22 protein-coding genes are annotated in these 20,490 nt (G+C 68.1%); 17 read left to right on the forward strand and 5 right to left on the reverse strand.

The features are described from left to right. Window positions 1–3: 3 nt before the first annotated feature. The 4 genes from AC23D6_RS12650 to AC23D6_RS12665 are packed head-to-tail and all read left to right on the forward strand — an operon-like array spanning window position 4 to window position 3,294. Window positions 4–1,275, forward strand: coding sequence for an alginate export family protein (locus AC23D6_RS12650; protein ID WP_487749602.1), 1,272 nt, complete (start codon window positions 4–6; stop codon window positions 1,273–1,275). Next, complete coding sequence (locus AC23D6_RS12655; RefSeq protein ID WP_487749603.1) at window positions 1,263–2,912, forward strand: MFS transporter; 1,650 nt, start codon at window positions 1,263–1,265, stop codon at window positions 2,910–2,912. Before AC23D6_RS12650 ends, AC23D6_RS12655 begins: the two co-directional genes overlap by 13 nt. Then, window positions 2,909–3,139, forward strand: a complete 231-nt coding sequence (locus AC23D6_RS12660) for a XapX domain-containing protein (RefSeq protein WP_487749604.1) — start codon at window positions 2,909–2,911, stop codon at window positions 3,137–3,139. The genes AC23D6_RS12655 and AC23D6_RS12660 overlap by 4 nt, the downstream gene beginning before the upstream one ends. Further along, window positions 3,136–3,294, forward strand: a complete 159-nt coding sequence (locus tag AC23D6_RS12665) for a DUF1427 family protein (protein ID WP_487749605.1) — start codon at window positions 3,136–3,138, stop codon at window positions 3,292–3,294. Before AC23D6_RS12660 ends, AC23D6_RS12665 begins: the two co-directional genes overlap by 4 nt. A gap of 62 nt (window positions 3,295–3,356) precedes the next feature. Here the strand turns inward: AC23D6_RS12665 and AC23D6_RS12670 are convergent, their stop codons facing one another. Further along, window positions 3,357–4,064 (reverse strand): pirin family protein, encoded by a 708-nt coding sequence (locus AC23D6_RS12670; RefSeq protein ID WP_487749606.1) that lies wholly within the window; start codon window positions 4,062–4,064, stop codon window positions 3,357–3,359. A 297-nt stretch (window positions 4,065–4,361) separates the two neighbouring features. On the opposite strand from AC23D6_RS12670, the gene fdxA reads away from it, so the two are divergent. Beyond that, window positions 4,362–4,685, forward strand: coding sequence for a ferredoxin FdxA (gene fdxA / locus AC23D6_RS12675; RefSeq protein WP_487749607.1), 324 nt, complete (start codon window positions 4,362–4,364; stop codon window positions 4,683–4,685). 68 nt (window positions 4,686–4,753) lie between these two features. Here fdxA and AC23D6_RS12680 read toward each other — a convergent pair whose 3' ends face one another. Beyond that, on the reverse strand, window positions 4,754–5,248 hold the full coding sequence (locus tag AC23D6_RS12680) for a hypothetical protein (RefSeq protein ID WP_487749608.1): 495 nt from the start codon (window positions 5,246–5,248) through the stop codon (window positions 4,754–4,756). 15 nt (window positions 5,249–5,263) lie between these two features. Then, window positions 5,264–6,172 (reverse strand): 4-hydroxy-tetrahydrodipicolinate synthase, encoded by a 909-nt coding sequence (gene dapA, locus AC23D6_RS12685; protein ID WP_487749609.1) that lies wholly within the window; start codon window positions 6,170–6,172, stop codon window positions 5,264–5,266. A 181-nt stretch (window positions 6,173–6,353) separates the two neighbouring features. Between dapA and AC23D6_RS12690 the strand changes: the two genes are divergently transcribed. From AC23D6_RS12690 to AC23D6_RS12715, 6 genes are all read left to right on the forward strand, one after another. Continuing rightward, on the forward strand, window positions 6,354–6,914 hold the full coding sequence (locus AC23D6_RS12690; RefSeq protein ID WP_093299764.1) for a glycine cleavage system transcriptional repressor: 561 nt from the start codon (window positions 6,354–6,356) through the stop codon (window positions 6,912–6,914). A gap of 2 nt (window positions 6,915–6,916) precedes the next feature. Further along, entirely contained in the window at window positions 6,917–7,423 is a 507-nt protein-coding gene (locus AC23D6_RS12695; RefSeq protein ID WP_487749610.1) for a peroxiredoxin, read from the forward strand. A 130-nt stretch (window positions 7,424–7,553) separates the two neighbouring features. Then, complete coding sequence (locus tag AC23D6_RS12700) at window positions 7,554–8,951, forward strand: PhoH family protein (RefSeq protein WP_487749611.1); 1,398 nt, start codon at window positions 7,554–7,556, stop codon at window positions 8,949–8,951. A gap of 11 nt (window positions 8,952–8,962) precedes the next feature. After that, window positions 8,963–9,643, forward strand: coding sequence for a YoaK family protein (locus tag AC23D6_RS12705; protein ID WP_487749612.1), 681 nt, complete (start codon window positions 8,963–8,965; stop codon window positions 9,641–9,643). 37 nt (window positions 9,644–9,680) lie between these two features. Continuing rightward, on the forward strand, window positions 9,681–10,490 hold the full coding sequence (gene thiD / locus AC23D6_RS12710; protein ID WP_487749613.1) for a bifunctional hydroxymethylpyrimidine kinase/phosphomethylpyrimidine kinase: 810 nt from the start codon (window positions 9,681–9,683) through the stop codon (window positions 10,488–10,490). Continuing rightward, a complete protein-coding gene (locus tag AC23D6_RS12715; protein ID WP_487749614.1) occupies window positions 10,487–11,335 on the forward strand; it encodes an alpha/beta hydrolase family protein in 849 nt (282 codons plus the stop codon). Before thiD ends, AC23D6_RS12715 begins: the two co-directional genes overlap by 4 nt. Window positions 11,336–11,344: 9 nt before the next feature. Here AC23D6_RS12715 and AC23D6_RS12720 read toward each other — a convergent pair whose 3' ends face one another. Then, entirely contained in the window at window positions 11,345–12,400 is a 1,056-nt protein-coding gene (locus AC23D6_RS12720) for a diguanylate cyclase (protein ID WP_487749615.1), read from the reverse strand. Between the two features lie 127 nt (window positions 12,401–12,527). Continuing rightward, window positions 12,528–13,544, reverse strand: coding sequence for a UDP-glucose 4-epimerase GalE (galE, locus tag AC23D6_RS12725; RefSeq protein ID WP_487749616.1), 1,017 nt, complete (start codon window positions 13,542–13,544; stop codon window positions 12,528–12,530). A 217-nt stretch (window positions 13,545–13,761) separates the two neighbouring features. Here galE and tviB point away from each other — a divergent pair, with 217 nt between their 5' ends. The 6 genes from tviB (at window position 13,762) to AC23D6_RS12755 (ending at window position 20,490) form a co-directional block, all read left to right on the forward strand. Further along, complete coding sequence (gene tviB, locus AC23D6_RS12730; protein ID WP_487749617.1) at window positions 13,762–15,051, forward strand: Vi polysaccharide biosynthesis UDP-N-acetylglucosamine C-6 dehydrogenase TviB; 1,290 nt, start codon at window positions 13,762–13,764, stop codon at window positions 15,049–15,051. A 25-nt stretch (window positions 15,052–15,076) separates the two neighbouring features. Further along, complete coding sequence (locus tag AC23D6_RS12735; RefSeq protein ID WP_487749618.1) at window positions 15,077–16,084, forward strand: NAD-dependent epimerase; 1,008 nt, start codon at window positions 15,077–15,079, stop codon at window positions 16,082–16,084. A 95-nt stretch (window positions 16,085–16,179) separates the two neighbouring features. Continuing rightward, complete coding sequence (locus tag AC23D6_RS12740) at window positions 16,180–16,800, forward strand: XrtA/PEP-CTERM system exopolysaccharide export protein (protein WP_487749619.1); 621 nt, start codon at window positions 16,180–16,182, stop codon at window positions 16,798–16,800. Then, window positions 16,800–18,392, forward strand: coding sequence for an XrtA system polysaccharide chain length determinant (locus tag AC23D6_RS12745; RefSeq protein ID WP_487749620.1), 1,593 nt, complete (start codon window positions 16,800–16,802; stop codon window positions 18,390–18,392). The genes AC23D6_RS12740 and AC23D6_RS12745 overlap by 1 nt, the downstream gene beginning before the upstream one ends. 38 nt (window positions 18,393–18,430) lie before the next feature. Next, window positions 18,431–19,168 (forward strand): P-loop NTPase family protein, encoded by a 738-nt coding sequence (locus tag AC23D6_RS12750; RefSeq protein WP_487749621.1) that lies wholly within the window; start codon window positions 18,431–18,433, stop codon window positions 19,166–19,168. Between the two features lie 20 nt (window positions 19,169–19,188). After that, a complete protein-coding gene (locus AC23D6_RS12755) occupies window positions 19,189–20,490 on the forward strand; it encodes an outer membrane beta-barrel protein (protein ID WP_487749622.1) in 1,302 nt (433 codons plus the stop codon).

The following is a 20,490-nucleotide window of genomic DNA, read 5'->3' on the forward strand; positions in this document are numbered from 1 at the left end:
GGCATGTCGGCGATGCCCTTCGCGACCGCGGCCGCCCCCCCTGCGACCTGCGCGTATCCGCCCTGTGGTGGAGCCGAGGATGCGGACGCGCTGAAATGGCATGGCGAAATGCGCCTGCGCAGCCTGCGGTATGCGCCGGGACCGTTCGGCGTGCGTACGGACGACAGCTACGCGCTGGCCAGGCTGCTGGGCACGCTGCATTGGCGGGGCGAGCATGCGAGCGCGCTCGTGCAGGCCGGACTGCATGGCGAACACGGGCGCGACGGCGGGCCGGGTCGCACCGACCAGAGTGCGCTGGATCTCCAGCAGGCATGGCTGGGTTGGCAGGCAGGGGACTGGCACGCCTGGGCCGGCCGGCAGGAGCTCGCCTATGGCAGCGCCCGCCTGCTCTCGCGGCGGGATGGGCCCAACATACGGCTGGCATTCGATGGCGTGCGGGTTTCGCGGCGCGCGTCCGCGTACACGCTGGACGCCTTCCTGCTGCGCCCGGTGGAGAACCGCGCAGGCGCTTTCGATGACCGCGCGGACCCGGGCCAGCATCTCTGGGGTGTCTACGGCACACGGGCGCCGGGTCCCGCCGGCACGGGCCTGGACGTCTACGTCCTCGGCTATCGGCGCGATCGCGCACGGTTCGCGGTGGGGACTGGCGATGAGTCGCGACGCTCGGTCGGCGCGCGCGTTTTCGGCCAGCGCGGCCAGTGGGACTGGAACGTCGAGGCCGTCTATCAATGGGGCGAACTACGCACCGGGCCGGGTGCGTCGCTGGACGTGCGCGCCTGGACGCTGGCCAGCGACACGGGCTACACGCTGCGGACACTGGCGTGGGCGCCGCGCGTGAGCCTGAAGGTAGACCTCGCCAGCGGCGACGCCGATGCAGCCGACGGCCGCTTGCAGACCTTCAATGCGCTCTACCCGCGTGCGTCCTACTTCAGCGAGTCCAGCCTGATCGCGCCGGCCAACCTGCTAGACCTGCAGCCGGCGCTCACCTTCCATCCCCACGAACGTGCCGAGATCACCGTGGGCTGGGACGCCGTCTGGAAACACCGGCGGGCGGATGCGGTCTACACCACGCCGGCGCCGCTCACGGTCGTCCCCGGCACGGCGGGAATCTCCCGGCGCATCGGCGATCAGTTCAAGCTCGAAGCGCGCTACGCCCTGCGACCGGACTGGGAATTGCTGGTGCACCTGGCGCATTTCCGCGTCGGCCCCGCGCTGCGTGAAGCGGGCAGCGACGACACGACCTATGCCGCCGTGACCCTCGGGTGGAAACGATGAGCGCGCCGCACGCCGGAGCACCGGGGCCCTGGTCGCCGCTCGGCCAACCCACCTTCCGCGCGCTCTGGCTCGCGATCCTGGTCGGCAATATCGGCACGTGGATCCACGATGTCGCCGCCGCCTGGGTGATGGCCGAGACGACGAACTCGCCGCTGATGGTCGCTGCCGTGCAGTCCGCGACTACGCTCCCCGTCGTCGTGCTGGCCATCGTCGCCGGCACGCTGGCCGACATCGTGGACCGGCGGCGCTACCTGATCCTGGCGCAGCTATGGATGCTGCTGGTCGCCAGTTCGCTGGCCGTGCTCGCGCACCTGGACCGGTTGGACCCGTGGACGCTGGTGGCGATGACGTTCGCGCTGGGCATCGGCGCGGCGATGGCGATGCCGGCGCAGCAGGCCACCACGCCGGAGCTGGTGCCCAAGCCGATGCTTGGTCCCGCGGTCGCGCTGGGTTCGCTCAGCATGAATATCGCGCGCGCCATCGGGCCGGCGCTGGGCGGACTGATCGTGGCGCAGGCCGGCATCGCCTGGGCATTCGCGGTCAATGCGCTGACATTCCTCGGCGTGGCGGTGGTGCTGTGGCGCTGGCGCCGCGCGCCCACCGCCTCGGTGCTGCCGCCGGAGACTTTCGGCGTCGCCCTGCGTGCAGGATTGCGCTATGCGACCCGCGCGAGCGTCCTGAAGGCGGTGCTGGTCAAGGCGGGCTGGTTTTTCACCTTCGCCAGCGCGCTGACGGCCCTGCTGCCCATCGTGGTCAAGCAGGACCTGCACGCCAGCGCCGGCACGTACGGTCTGCTGTTGGGCTGTATCGGCGCGGGGGCGATCGGCGGCGCGATGCTGCTGCCGGGGCTGCGCACACGCATGGATCCAGATCGCATGGTGCTGTGGGCGACCCTGGCCTACGCCGGCTGCATCCTCGCCATCGCCCTGCTGCGCTGGGTGCCGGTGCTGTACGGCGTCGCCCTGCTCGCCGGCTTCGCCTGGATCGCCGTGCTCTCGTCGCTGCAGATCGCCGCGCAGACGGCGGTTCCCCAGTGGGTACGCGCACGCGCGTTGTCGCTGTACATCGTCGTGTTCTCCGCCGGCATGGCGGCCGGCAGCCTGGGCTGGGGCTGGCTGGCGCAGGCATTCGGCACGCCGCCCGCGCTGCTGGTGGCCGCCGCGGGCACGGTACTGGCCGCGATCGTGGGGTCACGTTTCCGCCTTGGGGACGCGGCCCGCGTGAACGTCACGCCCTCGGGACATTGGCCGCAGCCGGTGGTCGGTCCGGATCTGCACGACGACCGCGGACCGGTGCTGGTGACCATCGAATACCGGGTCGATCCGGCGCGCCGGCAGGATTTCCTGCAACGCCTGCAACCGCTCGGGCACGCACGGCGCCGCAACGGCGCGCTGCAATGGGGCGTGGCCGAGGACAGCACGCAAGCGGGCGTGTACCTGGAGTATTTCGTCGATGCGTCATGGCGCGAACACCTGCGCCAGCACGAACGCGTGACCGAAGACGAGCGCGCCCTTCAGGAAGCGCTGTTGGAAACGCTCGCCGATCCCGGTCAGCGGCCACAGGTGCGCCACTTCATCGGCGGCGCGCCTGGCGCAACACCACCGACTGCGCCGTCGACCCATGAGGGCTTGGCATGAATTGGAAGTTCATCGCCGGTCTCCTGCTCGGCTTCGGCATCGGCTTCGGATGCCGCGCCTTCGGCGTGCCGGTGCCGGCGCCGCCGGTCCTCGTCGGCGCGCTATTGGTGGTCGCGATGACCAGCGGCTACATGCTGGCCGACCGTGCGCTCGCTCGCCGCGACGCGCAGCACCGTCGCGATTGCGGCGGCCCCACCGGGCAGACCTTCCGGAGCGAACCGCCATGATCACCGCGCTCGTCGGCATCGCCCTCGCGCTCGCCATCGGCATCGCCTGCCGCTGGCTCGACATTCCGGTGCCCGCGCCCCCGCGCCTGCAGGGCGCGTTGCTGGTGGTGGCGATGACGGCGGGTTTCCTGGTCGCCGACCGGCTGCTCGGCTGACGGCCCACGCCAACGAAGAAGGGCGCGACACGCGCGCCCTTCCGTCCGCTGCGAGGCGACGATTACTGCAGGGTCGGCAGGTCGAACACCAGCACTTCGGCGCCGATGCCGCGTTCGATGCTCACCAGCGGCTCGTCCTTGTAAAGCAACGCGTCGCCAGCCTTGAGCGGCTTGCCGTTCACCGTCGCCTCGCCACGCGCGATGTGCACGTACCCCAGGCGACCGTCGGCCAAGCGCAGTTCCGCCTTCTCGCTACCGTCGAACAGGCCCACGTACATGCGGGCATCCTGGTGGATGCTCACCGAACCATCGGTACCGTCCGGGCTGACGACCAAGCGCAGGCGGCCCTGCTTATCGGTGGCCGGGAACGACTTCTCTTCGTAGGAAGGCTTCACGCCCTGGCGGTCCGGAATGATCCAGATTTGCAGGAAATGCGTGGTGCCCGAATCGCTGTAGTTGAACTCCGAGTGCTGCACGCCGGTGCCCGCGCTCATGCGCTGCACGTCGCCGGGCACGATGCTCGAACTGTTGCCCATCGAATCCTTGTGGCCCAGCGCGCCTTCCAGCACGTAGCTGATGATCTCCATGTCGCGATGGCCGTGCTCGCCGAAGCCGCGGCCGGCCGCCACGCGATCCTCGTTGATTACCCGCAGCGGGCCCCAGTGGACGTGCTTGTCGTCGAAGTAGTTCGCGAAGGAGAAGCTGTGCCAGGAATCCAGCCAGCCGTGGTTGGCATGGCCGCGCTCTTGGGCGGGACGCAGGGTGATCATGGCGGGAGCTCCTTCAGTGGTGGATGTGGCGCACAGCATGATCTTCGACATAAATGGAATAAATAAGTCATAAACTAACTGATTGTTCCATTTTTGTTGCTAGCCTGCCGAACCGGCTGCGAGCGGCCACCCTGCCCTGCCACCGCTGCCACGTCGCGGATGCCCGTGCGCGGCAGGCGCCCATCTTCGGCGGCACGTCATCGAGTCGCGGTGAAGACGGGTGGCAGCGGCGATTCTCCTCACCCCCTACGCCGCGTGCATTAAACTTGCGCGGTTTCCGTTCGAGCCCCTGTCTTCATGCCCTTCGTCGTCACCGAAAACTGCATCAAGTGCAAGTACACCGACTGCGTGGAAGTCTGCCCCGTGGACTGCTTCCACGAAGGCCCGAACTTCCTGGTGATCGATCCGGACGAATGCATCGACTGCACGCTCTGCGAGCCGGAGTGCCCGATCAATGCGATCTACCCGGAGGACGACGTGCCCGCAGGCCAGGAAGGCTATGTCGCCCTCAATGCCGAGTTGTCCAGGGCGTGGCCGGTGATCACCACCCGCAAGGACCCGCTACCCGATGCGAAGGACTGGGAAGGCAAGCCGGACAAGCTGCCGTTGCTCGAGCGCTGAGCCGGATCGCAATGCAATGAAAAAGGGCGCCGATGGCGCCCTTTTTTGTTTCCGGTGATCTGGCCGGATCAGCCGCCGAGCTTGGCCTTCAGCGCCGCCAGCAGCTTGACCGCCGCCGGGCTGGTGGCCGGCAGGCCGCGCGGATCCACCGCGGAGACATAGGCACCGGCATCCACCGCGCTCACGCGCACCAGGAAGCTCGCGCCTTCATAGCTCACATCGTACGTGCCCAGCAGCTGCGCGCGGCTGGCGATCGTCGCGCCCTCGATGCCGGCCAGGGCCTCGCCCACGCGGTTGAATGCATCGTCGCGGCTGCCGGCGACGGTGAAGCCGCCCGCCGCCGGGGTCGCTGCACCCGCGGACGCGGCCGGACCCACGTTCGGCACCTGCATCGCGCCGCTGGTGTTGGGCACGTTGAGATCCGGCGGGACTTCCAGCGGACGCGCTTCCGGCGCCAGCGCGTAATCGCCCTTGGCGCCCTTCTTGAACCACGAGCAGCCGGCGACCGAAACGACCAGCAGCACCAGGGCAAGCGGACGCACGAGGGAAGACGAAAGACGCATGAAATTCTCCTGGGTTCAGGCCGCGATCGTATCGCGGCTGGATTGTGCTTCCAGCGACTGGGCCAGCGTGGCCAGCCTGTCGGCAGTGGGGACATGGGCGGCGGACAACGGCAACAGGGGCAGGCGCAGGCCCTGGCCGATGCCCTGGCGCTGCAGCAGCGCCTTCACCGGAATGGGATTGGATTCGATGCCGAAGAAGGCATAGTGGTCCTGCAGCTGCCGGTCCAGCGCGGCGACCGCGTCGGCCTGCCCGCTGCGCGCCACGTCGCACAGGCGACGGAACGTGCGCGGCAGGGCGTTGGAACCGACCGAAATCAGGCCATCGGCACCGGCCAGCATCGCGCGCCCCGCGGTCGGGTCGTCGCCGCTGAGGATCGCGAAGCTCTCGCTTCGCAGCGCGAGCAACGCGGCCATGCGCTCGGGCTCGGCGCGTGCTTCCTTGATGCCGATGATGTTCGGATGATCGACGAGCTGCGCCACGGTTTCCGGCAGCAAGTCGCAGCCGGTGCGGCCCGGCACGTTGTAGAGCACGACCGGCAACCCGCCCTGGTCGGCGACGGCGCGGTAGTGCGCCACCAGGCCGGCCTGCGTCGGCCGCACGTACGGTGGCGTGACCACCAGCGCGGCGTGCGCGCCGCCTTCGGCGGCACGCCGGGTCGCGGCGATGGTCTTGGCCGTGTTCATCTGCCCGGTGCCGGCCAGCACCGGCAAGGCGCCGCCCACCGTCTCGATAGCGATGCGCAGCAGCGTGTCGTATTCCTCGTCGGAGAGCGCGGCGGCTTCACCCGTCGAACCGGCCACCACCACGCCCTGCGTGCCACCATCCCGCTGCTGTTTGAGCAGCGAGCGCCAAGCGTGCAGGTCGAGTTCGCCCGACGCCAGAAACGGCGTGGCCAGTGCGGTGATGCTGCCGGAAAGGTGCAAGGGAAGGCTCTCGGTGGGAGGATCCGGGGGCCGGCAGCGCAAGTAAGCGCGGTTATCCCGGTCCACCCGCAATGTCCGCCGCATGTTACTTGCGGCCTCAAAGGGCGGGCAAGTATGCTGCCCACGTCGCCGGGCCAACGCCCGGCCGCCATTCAGCCTCGCCGCAACGCCGGACGCACCTTTGACCGATTCCTCGCCCCGGCCTTCGCCGACCGAAAACCACCTCCTGATCACCGCCTACACGACGCATCCGGAGTCGCCGCTTCTGTCGGTGACGCGCCGGATCGCGGACAGCGGCTGCAATCTGGTGGATGCACGGCTGTCGACGGTGGGCCGCGACGTCTCGGTGACGGCGCTGGCCACCGGTTCGTGGGATGCGGTCGCCAAGCTGGAGGCGATGCTCTCGCGCCTGGAGCGCGACGAAGGGCTGAAGCTGGTCTTCTACCGCACCGGCCCGAAGGTCGTGCAGTCGAACCTGCTGCCCTACATCGTGGAAGTGGTGGCGGCGGACAAGCCGGGCATCCTCTTCCAGCTGGCGGATTTCTTCGACCGCCAGGGCATCACCATCGAGAACCTGCAAAGCACGCGCTACCGCGCGATGCAAACCGGTGCGGAGATGTTCTCGGCGCAGGTGACGATCGGCGTTCCGGCCAACATGCACATCGCCGCGTTGCGCGACGATTTCCTTGAGTTCTGCGACCATCTGAACCTGGACGCGATCATGGACCCGATGAAGTTCTGACGATGACGGCGAAAAGCGCGAAAGCCCTGCCCAAGTCGACATTGAAACTGCCGCTGGCGCTGTCCGGCGGCGAACATTCCCCGTCTGCCGCAGGCGCTGCCACCCTCGCCGACTACGCGGGCCAGTGGCTGGTGCTGTACTTCTATCCGAAAGACAGCACGCCTGGCTGCACCACCGAAGGCCTGGATTTCAACGCGCTGCTGCCGAAGTTCAAGAAACTCGGCGCCACCGTGCTGGGCGTCTCGCGCGACTCGCTGAAGTCGCACGACAACTTCTGCGCCAAGCAGGGGTTCAAGTTCCCGCTGGTCAGCGACGCCGACGAAGCGCTGTGCAAGGCTTTCGACGTCATCCACGAGAAGAACATGTACGGCCGCAAGGTGCTGGGCGTGGTACGCAGTACCTTTCTGATCTCGCCCGACGGGCGCATCGCGCAGGAATGGCGCGGCGTGAAAGTCCCCGGCCATGCCGAGGCCGTGCTCGAAGCCCTGAAGGCCCACCAAGCCCAGTGACGAAATCCGCTTCCACCCCAACCACCATCCCGCGCCGCGGCGGGTCATGGTGGCGCGCTGCTGTGCGCGTTTCCGCGGCATCCGTTGTTGCGTCATGTGTTCACACATCTTCCTCCATGAGGTTGCCTGAATGACCCGTAGCAAGCGTATCTATGTGTTGGACACGAACGTGCTGATGCACGACCCCACCGCGCTCTTCAAGTTCGAAGAGCACGATGTCTACCTGCCGATGCAGGTGATCGAGGAACTGGACAACGGCAAGAAAGGCACGTCGGAAGCGAGCCGCAACGCGCGGCAGGTCAGCCGCTTCCTCAACGAACTGGTCGAGGCCTCCGGCCTGGACAACCTGGCTGCGGGCATCCCGCTGGTCCAACCCAACAGCCTGCAGCTGCGCGGCACGCAGAGCGCGGGCCTGCTGCGCTTCCAGACCAGCCACTTCGAAGCCGGCAAGAGCTTCGGCGCGGTCATTCCCGACAATGCCATCCTGGGCGCGATCCTGGCCCTGAAGGAGCAGACGCCCGAGATTCCGGTGGTGTTCGTCTCCAAGGACATCAATCTGCGGATCAAGGCCGCGATCGCCGGCATCGTGTCGGAAGATTACGAGAACGACCGCGCGCTGGACGATTTCAGCCTGCTGTACACCGGCGCCGATCCGCTGCCCGAAGACTTCTGGCAGCGCTACGGCAAGGACCTGCGCTCCTGGACCGACAAGGGGCGCACCTACTACGAAGTCACGATGGAGAAGGACGCGGGTTGGTACCCCAACCAGTTCCTCTACCTGCCGGGCGACGACGAATCGGAGTTCCGTGTTTCGCGCGTAGACGGCGACAAGGCCACGCTGCAGATCGTCGACGATTTCCGCAGCGGGCAGCACGCGGTATGGGGTATCGCCGCGCGCAACCGCGAGCAGAACTTCGCCCTCAACGCGCTGATGGACCCGGACGTGGACTTCGTCACCCTGCTCGGTACCGCAGGCACCGGCAAGACGCTGCTGGCGCTGGCGGCGGGCCTGGCGCAGACGATGGACCAGCAGCGTTACCGCGAGATCATCATGACCCGCGCCACGGTCAGCGTGGGCGAGGACATCGGTTTCCTGCCCGGCACGGAAGAAGAAAAGATGACGCCGTGGATGGGCGCGCTGACCGACAACCTGGAAGTGCTGACCCACAATCAGGAAGGCGGCGCCTGGGGCCGTGCGGCGACCAACGACCTGCTGGCCTCGCGCATCAAGATCCGCTCGATGAACTTCATGCGCGGGCGCACGTTTCTGAGCCGCTACCTGATCCTCGACGAAGCGCAGAACCTGACGCCCAAGCAGATGAAGACGCTGATCACCCGCGCCGGCCCGGGCACCAAGATCGTCTGCCTCGGCAACGTGGAGCAGATCGACACGCCTTACCTGACCGAGACCACGTCCGGCCTGACCTACGCGGTCGACCGCTTCAAGAACTGGGCGCACAGCGCGCACATCACGCTGCGGCGTGGTGAGCGTTCGCGCCTGGCGGACTACGCGTCGGAAGTGTTGTAGCGTTCGGCGGCATGGGCCTGCACCTTCCCCGCTGGGTATGGATCGGCGCGGTCGCGCTGGCCTGCGTGGCGGGGATGGTCAACGTCATCGGCTACCTGGGCTTCGAGCACCAGGCGGTCAGCCACCTGACCGGCACCACCAGCCTGCTCGGCGCCGCGCTCGCGCAGGGCGACCTGCGCGCCGTGGCGCACCTGTGGGGCATGCTGATCGCCTTCTGCCTGGGCGCGATGCTCAGCGGCTTGATCATCCAGGACCAGACGCTGAAGCTCGGGCGCCGCTATGGCGCGGCGCTGGCGCTGGAGGCGCTCCTGCTGCTCGTCGCGATCCCGCTGTTCAAGCAGCAGCAGATCTGGGGTGCGCTGCTGGCCGCCACCGCATGCGGGCTTCAGAACGCGATGGTGACCACCTACAGCGGCGCTGCCGTACGCACCACGCACCTGAGCGGCATGTTCACCGACTTGGGCATCGGCCTGGGCCATCTGCTGCGCGGCATGCCCCTGCAAGTGCGACGGCTGACGCTCAGCGGCCTGATCATCAGCGGCTTCCTCGGCGGCGGCGTGCTCGGCGCACTGCTGTATCGGCAGTTCGGTTACGACGCCCTGCTCGCGCCAGCCCTGCTGACGGGCCTGACGGGCACGGGTTACGTGGCCTACCGCCAGTGGCGATCGCACGGAGCGGACACGGCCGTATAGGCCCACGATCATAGCGCCGCGGTGGCACAATCCGCGCATGACGCTTCCTACCGTGGTTTCCGCCCTCACCATCGCCGGCTCCGATTCCGGTGGCGGTGCCGGCATCCAGGCCGACCTGAAGACCTTCGCCGCGCACCGCGTACACGGCGTGTCCGCGATCGCGGCGCTCACCGCGCAACACACCCGCGGCGTGACGGCCGTGAACGTGCCGCCGATGGATTTCCTGCGTGCGCAACTCGATGCCTGCTTCGACGATTTCGACATCCGTGCGGCGAAGCTGGGCATGCTCGCGACCGCCGAGGTGATCGACGTCGTCGCCCGGACGCTGCAGGATCATGCGCCCGCCACGGTGGTGGTGGATCCGGTGATGGTGGCCACCAGCGGCGCCAAGCTGTTGGAAGACAGCGCATTGCATGCGCTGCGCACGCAGCTGCTCCCGCAGGCGGACGTGGTGACGCCCAACCTGCCTGAAGCCGAACTGCTGCTCGGTCGGCCGATCCCCGATCTCGACGCGATGCATGCCGCCGCGCACGATCTGCTGGCGCTGGGCGCGCGCTCGGTGTTCCTGAAGGGCGGCCACCTGCCAGGCGACGGTGATGTGGTGGACCTGTATGCCGATGCCGATGGCATCGTCGCGACGTCGCACCCGCGCCTGGCGGTGAAAGCGCACGGCACCGGCTGCACGCTGGCATCGGCGATCGCCGCGCGCTGCGCGCAAGGCATGCCGATGCAACAGGCCTGCCTGGCGGCATCCGACTACGTACATGCCGCGCTGCGGGGCGGGTATCGTCCGGGCCGCAGCGACATCCTCGTGCTGGACCACGTCGGAGCCGCGCCCGCCGCATGAACACCTTCAACGATATCGCGTCGCTGGATATCCCCGTGCAGGCCTCCGACGGCCACGGCTATACGCTGCTCGCCCGGGTACCGCGCACGGCGACGTCCGCGCTGCTGTGGATTCCCGCGCTGGGCGTGGCGGCGCGCCACTACCTGCCGTTCGCGGACCTGCTGGCGTCGCGCGGCACGGCGGTCGTCGTGCACGAATGGCGCGGCAACGGCAGCAGCACATTGCGCGCGGGGCGACGCCAGGACTGGGGTTACCGCGAACTGCTCGGCATCGACCTGCCACGCAGCCATGCCGAGCTGCGGCATCGCTTGCCGAATCTGCCGCACCTGATCGGCGGCCACAGCCTGGGCGGGCAGCTTGCCGCCTGCCACCTGGGCGCGGAGCCGGCCGCTTTCGATCGGCTTTGGCTGGTCGGCAGCGGCACGCCGTACTGGCGCACCTTCCCCGGGTTGCGCGGCTACAGCTTGCCGTTGTTCTACCAGTTCGCACCGTGGCTGGCGCGGGCGTGCGGGGCCCTGCCGGGCCGCCGGCTCGGCTTCGGCGGTGACGAGGCGCGCGGATTGATACGCGACTGGGCGCGCGTCGGCCTCAGCGGACGTTATCGCGCGACGGGCTGGCCGGCGGACCTGGAAGCCGGCATGCGCCAGGTACGGACGCCCATCGACGGCGTGCTGTTCGATGACGATTGGCTGGCGCCGGAAAGCTCGCTGCGCGCACTGATGGCGAAGATGCCGCAAGCGCCCTCGCGCATCGAAGTGCTGCACCACGCGGCGCTCGGCACGCGCGCGGACCACTTCGCCTGGATGAAGCAGCCGCAGGCCGTGGTCGACGCCCTGCTGGCCTGACGCCGTCGCTCAGCAACCCACGACGATGCAGTCGCGGCCCTGCGCCTTCGCGCGGTAGAGCGCGCCGTCGGCGCTGTTGATCCAGTCGGATACCGAAGCAATACCCGGATGCGGCTCGGACAAGCCGATGCTGACGGTGCAGCGCAGCCCGCGCGCGGAGAAGGAATACGCCGCCACCTGCCTGCGCAGGCGTTCGGCGGCCACGATCGCCTCTTCCCAGCGGGTGTTCGGCATGACGATGCCGAACTCGTCGCCGCCGTAGCGCCCGCCGGTGTCGGTATCGCGCAGGCAGGCCTTGAGCAGGCGCGCGAACTCCTCCACCACCTCGTCACCGATGGTGTGGCCATACCCGTCGTTGATGTCCTTGAAACGGTCGATGTCGATCAGCACCAGCACGGCCGGCCGCGTCAACCGCTGGTAACGCTGGAGCTCGGCCGTCGCCGCATGCAGCCACTGCTGCCGGTTCATCAGGCCGGTGGCGGCGTCGAAGCGCGCCATCTTCTCCAGCAGGTCCTTCTGCTGCCGGGCCTTGCGCGACAGCGAATGGGTGGCGACGCCGATCGCCATCGGATAGATCGCCAGGAATGGCAGGCAAGCGAGCACGACGGGATAGCTCGTGAAGGGATCGAAGGCGAACCCCCACGCAGCGCTCGCCGCCAGGCAGGTCAGCACCATTGCGCCGAGCGTGCGCTGGGCGAAGCGCGCACCGCCGATGATGATCTTGTCCATCGTCAGCATCACCGCCAGCAGCATGCTGGGCAACGCATCGAAGTGCATGGCGGCGATCCAGAACCCGCCCATCGCGGCATCGAAGGTCAGGTTCTGGAACTCGGCCTGCAGCGGCGCCTCGCGATGCGCCTTCACCCGCAGATAGGCCAGGTGCGGCCAGAGCACCGCGTTGGCGGCGAGCAGCGCCCACAGCATCGGCGAGGCACCGTGCTCCCATAGCACCGCGGCCACGCAGATACCACCCAGTCCCAGCCCCAGCGCGCGCATGCGGTACATGCGCAGGCCATAGCGTGAGCGGTTCTGTTCCGCCATGTCGCGCGCGGCATCGATGGGCAAGCGGATCCCAAGGCAGGCGGGTTGGCCGGATTCTCGGCCAATCGCGCCGATGGCACCAGTCTGCGACGCGCCGTTGCGGCGCCCGTTGTGCCAACCCGATCACATCGCTGCGATCACATCCTCGCCGTCAGGCGGCGGGGTAACCCTGCGGGTTCAAGGATTGCCAGCGCCACGCATCCCGGCACATCGCTTCCACGCCCAGCTCGGCCCGCCAGCCGAGCGTGCGGTGGGCAAGCGAGGGATCGGCGTAGACCTCGGCGACATCGCCGGGGCGGCGGGCGACCACCTGGTACGGGATGTCGCGCGCCGCAGCGTCGGCGAAGGCCCTCACCAGTTGCAGCACGCTGATGCCCTGGCCGGTACCGAGATTGACAGTAAGGTTGCGGCGCTCGCGCGCGACGAAGTCCAACGCGTCGGCGTGTGCGCGTGCCAGGTCCATGACGTGGATGTAGTCGCGCACACCGGTGCCGTCCAGGGTGGGCCAGTCGCCGCCGAACACGCTCAGGCGCTCGCGCCGTCCCACCGCCACCTGGCAGATGAAAGGCATCAGGTTGTTCGGAATGCCGCCCGGATCCTCGCCGATCAGCCCCGACGCATGCGCGCCCACCGGGTTGAAGTAGCGCAGGTTCACCGCGTGGAAATCGAGATCGGCGCGGCACAGGTCGCCGATCAGTTCTTCCATCACCAGCTTGGTGCGGCCGTAGGGATTGGTCACCTGAAGGTGCGCGTCCTCGCGCACGGGCACGCTGGCGGGATCGCCGTAGACGGTCGCGGAGGAGCTGAACACCAGGCGCTTCACGCCGGCCTGCTGCATGCCGTGCAGCAGATTGAGGGTGCCGCCGATGTTGTTGTGGAAGTAATCGAGCGGCCGTTCGCAGGATTCGCCCACCGATTTCAACGCGGCGAAGTGCACCACGGCGTCGAACGGCTGCCGGGCGAAGAAGCCGGTGACGGCTTCGCGATCGCGCAGGTCCAGCGGCTGGAACGGGACCGGCGCGCCGGTGATCTGCTGCAGGCGTGCCAGCACGCCGGGCGAGCTGTTGCTGAAATTGTCGGCCACCACCACCTCGTGGCCGCGCTCGACGAGCACCACGTAGGCATGCGCGCCGATGTAACCCGCGCCACCGCACAACAGGATCCGCATCTCGACTCCCCCGGTCGTGTCGCCGTCCCTTCCCGTGGACGATCACTGGAGGGATACGCAAGTCGCATCGCCATCAGGCCACCCACTGCCCGGTTGTCCTGCGTTGAACGGTTTGGACGTTGATCGGCACGACACGGGGCACGGACCGGGGAACGTCCGCACCGCGCCACCGTATAGACTCTTCGACATGCGACACCTACAGGGGATTTCCACATCGATGAACGCTCCACTGCCCACCCTGGATCAGGCCAGGATCGCCGTGATTGGACTGGGGTACGTTGGCTTGCCGCTGGCCGTGGCCTTCGGGCGCAAGTACCCCACGCTGGGGTTCGACATCAACGGCAAACGCGTGGAGGAGCTGCGCGGCCATCACGACCACACGCTGGAAGTCTCTTCCGAGGAGCTGCGCGACACGCCGCAGCTTGAGTTCAGCGACGATCCGGCAGCCTTGGCCGCGTGCAATGTCTTCATCGTCACCGTGCCCACGCCGATCGACGACTACAAGCGCCCCGACCTGCGGCCGCTGGAGTCGGCCAGCCGCGCGCTGGGCAAGGCGATCGGCAAGGGCGCCGTGGCGATCTACGAATCGACGGTCTACCCCGGCGCCACCGAAGAGGCCTGCGTGCCGATCATCGAGCGCGAATCGGGCCTGACCTTCAACCAGGACTTCTACGCTGGCTACAGCCCGGAGCGGATCAACCCGGGCGACAAGCAGCACCGCCTGGAATCGATCATGAAGGTCACCTCCGGCTCCACGCCCGAGGTCGCCGACTTCGTGGATGCCCTGTACGGCAGCATCATCACCGCCGGCACGCACAAGGCCAGCAGCATCCGCGTGGCGGAAGCGGCCAAGGTCATCGAGAACACCCAGCGCGACGTCAACATCGCGCTGATCAACGAGTTGGCGCTGATCTTCCATCGCTTGGGCATCGACACCCACGAGGTGCTGGAAGCCGCGGGCACGAAGTGGAACTTCCTGCCGTTCCGTCCCGGCCTGGTCGGCGGCCACTGCATTGGCGTGGACCCGTACTACCTGACCCACAAGGCGCAGCAGATCGGCTACCACCCCGACGTGATCCTGGCCGGCCGCCGCATCAACGACGGCATGGGCAGTCACGTGGCGCGCCGCGTGGCCAAGCTGATGGCCCGCCGCAACCTGCCCACCGCCGGCGCGAAGGTGCTGGTGCTGGGGCTGGCGTTCAAGGAGAACTGCCCCGACGTGCGCAACACGCGTGTGGTCGACATCGTGGCCGAGCTGCGCAGCTACAACGCGCAGGTCGACGTGCACGACCCGTGGGTCAGCGCCGAGGAAGCCAAGCACGAATACGGGCTGGATCTGGTGGCAGAGCCTCAGGCCGGCCAGTACGATGCGATCATCCTCGCGGTGGCCCACCGGCAGTTCAGCGAGCGCGGTGCCGATGGCATCCGCGGCTTCGGCAAGCCGGGCGCAGTACTCTTCGACGTGAAGCGCGCCCTGCCCCGCCACGCGGTGGACGACTGCCTGTAATTCCTTCCTCCCCCAGGAGTACCTGATGCGCGTACTGGTCACCGGCGCTGCCGGCTTCATCGGCTCCCACCTCAGCGAGCGATTGCTCGCCCGTGGCGACGAAGTGCTGGGTTACGACAATCTCAACGCGTATTACGACCCCTCGCTGAAGGAGGCGCGGCTGGCCCGGCTGACGCCGAAGGACGGTTTCAGCTTCGTGCGCGGCTCCCTCGAGGACCGCGCCACGCTGGATGCCGCGTTCGACGACTTCAAGCCGCAGCGTGTGGTGAACCTCGCTGCGCAGGCGGGCGTGCGCTACTCGCTGGAGAACCCGCACGCCTACGTCGACAGCAACATCACCGGTTTCCTGAACATCCTCGAGGCCTGCCGCCATCGCGGCATCGAGCACCTGGTCTACGCCTCGTCCAGCTCGGTCTACGGCGCCAACCGCAAGCTGCCGTTCGCAGTGGAGGACAGCGTCGATCACCCGGTCAGCCTGTACGCGGCCAGCAAGAAGGCCAACGAGCTGATGGCGCATACCTACAGCCACCTGTTCAACCTGCCGACCACCGGCCTGCGCTTCTTCACGGTGTACGGACCCTGGGGCCGGCCGGACATGGCGCTGTTCCTGTTCACCCGCAAGATCCTGGCCGGCGAACCCATCGACGTGTTCAACCACGGCCGCCACACGCGCGACTTCACCTACATCGACGACATCGTCGAGGGCGTGATCCGCACGCTGGACCGGGTCCCGGGCGCCGATCCCGATTACGACCCGCTGGCACCGACGCCGGCCAGTTCGTTGGCGCCGTACCGGGTCTACAACATCGGCAACCACCAGCCGGTGGAGTTGCTGCGCTACATCGAGGTCCTGGAGGACTGTCTGGGCCGCAAGGCGGAAAAGCGTTTGCTGCCGCTGCAGCCGGGCGACGTGCCCGACACGTATGCCGATGTGGAGGCCCTGAGCCGCGATACCGGCTATTCGCCCTCGACGCCGATCGAAACGGGCGTACGCCGTTTCGCCGAGTGGTACCGCGCGTTCTACCAGGTCTGACACTTGCCCTCCGGGCGCCGACGTGCGCCCGGCATTGGCCGGATTCCCGCATTGCCCCCGTTGTAGTGGGCATCAGCAGCTACAGGGGATCCTCGATGAAACGCGTCTTCACCGGCCTCAGCGCCCTCCTCTTGACCGGGTTCCTGGCGTCTTGCGCGACGTCGTCCGGCAGCGAGAGCGCTCCGCCCACCACCAGCACGCTGGCCACCGACGCCTACCACATCGGCGTCGACGACATCGTGCAGGTCTCGGTGTGGCGAAACCCCGAGTTGGGCATCACGGTGCCGGTGCGTCCCGACGGCATGATCTCCGTGCCGTTGGTGGGCGATGTGTCCGCGGGCGGCCGCACGCCGGCCGAGGTCGCCAAGGACATCCAGGAGCGCCTGGCCACCTACGTGCGCGACCCGCAGGTGGCGGTGATCCTCACCGATCTGCGCAGCCATGAGTACCTCTCACGCGTGCGCGTCACCGGCGCCGTCCGCCAGCCCGTCTCGCTGCCCTACCGTCCCGGCATGACCGTGTTGGATGCCGTGCTCGCCGCTGGCGGCGTCACCGAGTTCGCCGCCGCCGACCGCTCCGACCTGCACCGCAAGACGCCCGAGGAAACGCGCACCTACGCCGTGCGCCTGGATCGCATCCTCAACCGCGGCGACCTGAGCACCAACTACACGGTGTCGCCTGGCGACGTCATCACGGTTCCCGAGCGCACTTTCTGATGAGCCAGAGCAACCTTCCCGCACGGCGCGGCTATGCCGCGCCGGCTGCACCCTCCACTGCCCTGTCGCCCAACGACCTGGCGCCGATCCTGATCCGCGAAGCGCGCCGCCATCGCGTCGCGCTGGTCGGCATCTTCGCCGCCGTCGCCCTGCTGACGCTGGTGGTGGGCCTGCTGGTGCTGCCGAAGAACTACACCGCCTCCACCACGATCCTGGCGCAGGAGAGCGACATCATCCAGCCGCTGCTGGAAGGCCGCGCCGTGGCCACCGAGGTCGTCGACCGCGCGGGCATCGCGCGCCAGGTGATCTACAGCCGCAAAGTGCTGGAAGACGCGATGAAGACCGGTGGCTGGCTGGAAGACCAGCCCAGCGCCATCGAACAGGATCGCTTGATGGAGCAGATCAAGGGCCGCATCGCGATCACCAGCCCGCGCCCGAACCTGATCCAGATCACCTACCGCGACAGCGACGCCAAGCGCACCTACGACGTCACCGAGCGCCTGGGCGAGATGTTCATCAGGGAAAGCCTGGCGGCGAAGGAGCGCGAGAGCCGCGAGGCCTACGAGTTCATCGACAAGCAGGTGCAGGACTACCACGCCAAACTGCTGGAGGCGGAAGAGCGCCTGCGCCAGTACCGCTCGGCCAATACCGATGCGCAGCCGGGCAGCGCCACCGACGCCAACACGCGCATCAGCGCGCTGCGCACGACGGTCGAGCAGACCCGCATGGCGCTGCTGGAACAGCGTTCGCGCGAAGGCGCCATCGCCTCGCAGCTGTCGGGCGAGTCCGCGGTGACCGCCGTGCAGACGCGCGAAAGCCTGTATCGCGCCCAGTTGCTGGAGCTGCAGGGCCAGCTGGACCGCCTGCTGCTGAACTACACCGAGCAGCACCCGGACGTGGTCCGCATCCGCCACCAGATGGCGGACCTGCAGCAGGCCATGACCAACGAGCAGAACCGTCGCGCATCCGCGCCGCAGGGTGCCAGCCCGTTCGACGAAGCGCAGATGAATCCGCTGTACCAGGAGCTGCGCAGCCAGCAGGCGCAGACGCGCCGCGAAGTGGCCGCTACGGCTTCGCGCATGGCGATCGCCGAATCGATGCTGGGCGACGAGCTCAATCGCAGCCGCCGCATCGCCGAATCGGAGAGTGCGCTCGCCGAGCTGACCCGCGACTACGAAGTCAACCGCGACATCTACCAGGACCTGCTGCGCCGTCGCGAGAACGCACGCGTCTCCATGCAGCTCGACCGCGAGGAGCGCGGCCTGACCCTGCGCGTGCAGGATCCGGCGACGATGCCGCTGCGCCCGACCGGCCTGCGCTTCATGCACTTCGCCATCGGTGGGCTGCTGATGGCGGTGGGCATTCCGCTGGGCCTGCTGTTCCTGCGGGCGCGCTTCGACCCCCGCATCCGGTCGGCCGCACAGTTGCAGCGGATCACCGATCGTCCCCTGCTGACCGTCGTGCCGACGTACCACTCGCCGCGTGATCGCCGGCAGGAACTGAGCCGAAACGCGATGAGCGTCGGCATCCTGGCGCTCGTCATCCTCGCGTACGGGCTGGCGTTCGGCCTCAAGCAGCTCGCTGCCGCCTGAGGCCCGCCATGCACCCACACGCCACTCTGGAAAAGCCTGTGACCCCGGACAACGATCGACTGCACGGCGTGCCCCACCGCGCCGAACCCTCCCGCTCGCTGGCCCTCATGGACGAGCCGAAGGCACTGACGCCGCGCGAGCTCGAGGAACGTCGCGTCATCCACCGCAACGACTCGGTGCGCGAGCAGGCCGACGCCTTCCGCGAGCTGCGCACCCGCCTGCTGACGCTGGGCGGCGAGCGCAACTTCGTCACCCTGGTGGCGCCGGTCACGAACGGCTGCGGCGGCAGTTTCGTCGCCCGCAACCTGGCGGCTGCCTTTGCGTTCGACGACACCAAGAGTTCGCTGTTGATCGACTGCGACGCGCTGCACCCCACCCAGCACACCGCCCTGCACGTCGATGCCGGCCATGGCGGCTTGATCGACTACCTCGAGAACTCGGACGCCGACCTGGGCCGGATCCTGTACCGCACCGGCGTGCCGCGCCTGCGCCTGATCCCGAGCGGCCGGCAGCGCGAAATGACCGGTGAGGCGTTCAGTTCGTTCCGCATGCGCGCGATGGTGGATTCGCTGCGCAGCCGGTATCCCGACCGTTACCTGGTGCTGGACAGCCCCTCGGTACTCGGCTCGCCGGATGCACGCATCCTGTCGGAACTGGCGGACCTGGTCGTGCTGGTGGCCGGTTACGGCAAGGTCACCCCCGACAAGCTGGAGAAGGCCATCGGCAGCTTCCCCGCCGACAAGGTGGCCGGCGTGGTGTTCAACGAAATTCCCTGAGGACGCCAAGGAGCATCGGCATGCGACCCACCCGCCTCCGCCTTTCGGCCCTCACCGCGTCCGTGCTGGCCGCGTTTTCCGGGCACGCCGTCGCCGCCCGCGTCGACTACACCGTCGACCTGGGCATGGAACGCAACAGCAACGTGACGATGGCGCCCAGCGATCCCATCGAGCAACGCTACCTGCGCGCGGGCCTGGGCTTCAGCATCACCGAGAACATCTCCGCCCTGCAGTTGAACCTGGACGGGCGCGCGGAGTACCGCGACTACGAGGACGACATCTTCGCCGACACCGTCGACGGCACCCTGTCCGGGCGCCTGAACTGGGTCGCCATTCCCGAGCGCCTGTTCTTCCTGGCCGAGGACAACCTCACCGTGCAGCCGGTCGACTCGCTGGTGCCCGACGGCCCCGGCAACCGCCAGCAGGTCAACGTGTTCTCGATCGGCCCGACGCTGCTGTTCAACTGGACATCCTCGCTGCATGGCCAGGCCGAATTGCGGTACGTCGACAGCGACGCCGAGGTGACCGAGGAATTCAATTCCCAGCGTCTGGCCGCCGCCGTGCGCACGATCAAGGAGCTGGGCCCGACCAGCCGCGTGTCGTTGAACGTGCAGGCCCAGCGCGTGGATTTCGACGACGACATCGTCGCGCGCGACTACAACCGCTACGACGTCTACGGGCGCTACGTGCGCGAGTTGGCCAACTTCCAGCTGGGCGCCGACGTGGGCTACTCGCGCATCGATTACCGGCAGGGCGAATCGCGCTCCGAACCGCTGCTGCGCGCCGACGCCGAATGGACGCTGTCGCCGCGCAGTCAGCTGACGGCGGTCGTCTCCAGCCAGTTCTCCGACACCGCTACCGACGCCCTGGCCGGCATCCAGTCCGAATCCACCGTGCCGGCGAACGTGCTGACCGGCGACGCCGTGGTGAATGCGTCGCCCTACGAGGTCCGCAGCCTGGACCTGGGCTACAGCTTCACCGGCACGCGCCTGAACTTCTCGCTGGCGCCGTTCGTGCAGAAGCGCGACTACGTGGATTCGGACGAGTTCGACCAGAAGACGCGCGGCGCGCGCTTCGACCTGCATTGGCTGATGCGGCGCGGACTGTCGCTGGGCGGCTACGCCACGTGGGAACGCCTGGACTACACCCAGCTCGGACGCGAGGACAAGACCACGCGCGTGGGTGCGAGCCTGGAATACCAGTGGGTGCGTCGTTGGTCGGTGCGGCTGAATGCCGAGCGCTACAAGCGCGAGAGCACCGACCTGAACCAGGACGTGGCGCAGAACATCGTTTACCTGAGCGTTGCCTACTCCAACCGTTGA

The sequence above is a fragment of the Pseudoxanthomonas sp. G3 genome, from assembly GCF_057654715.1.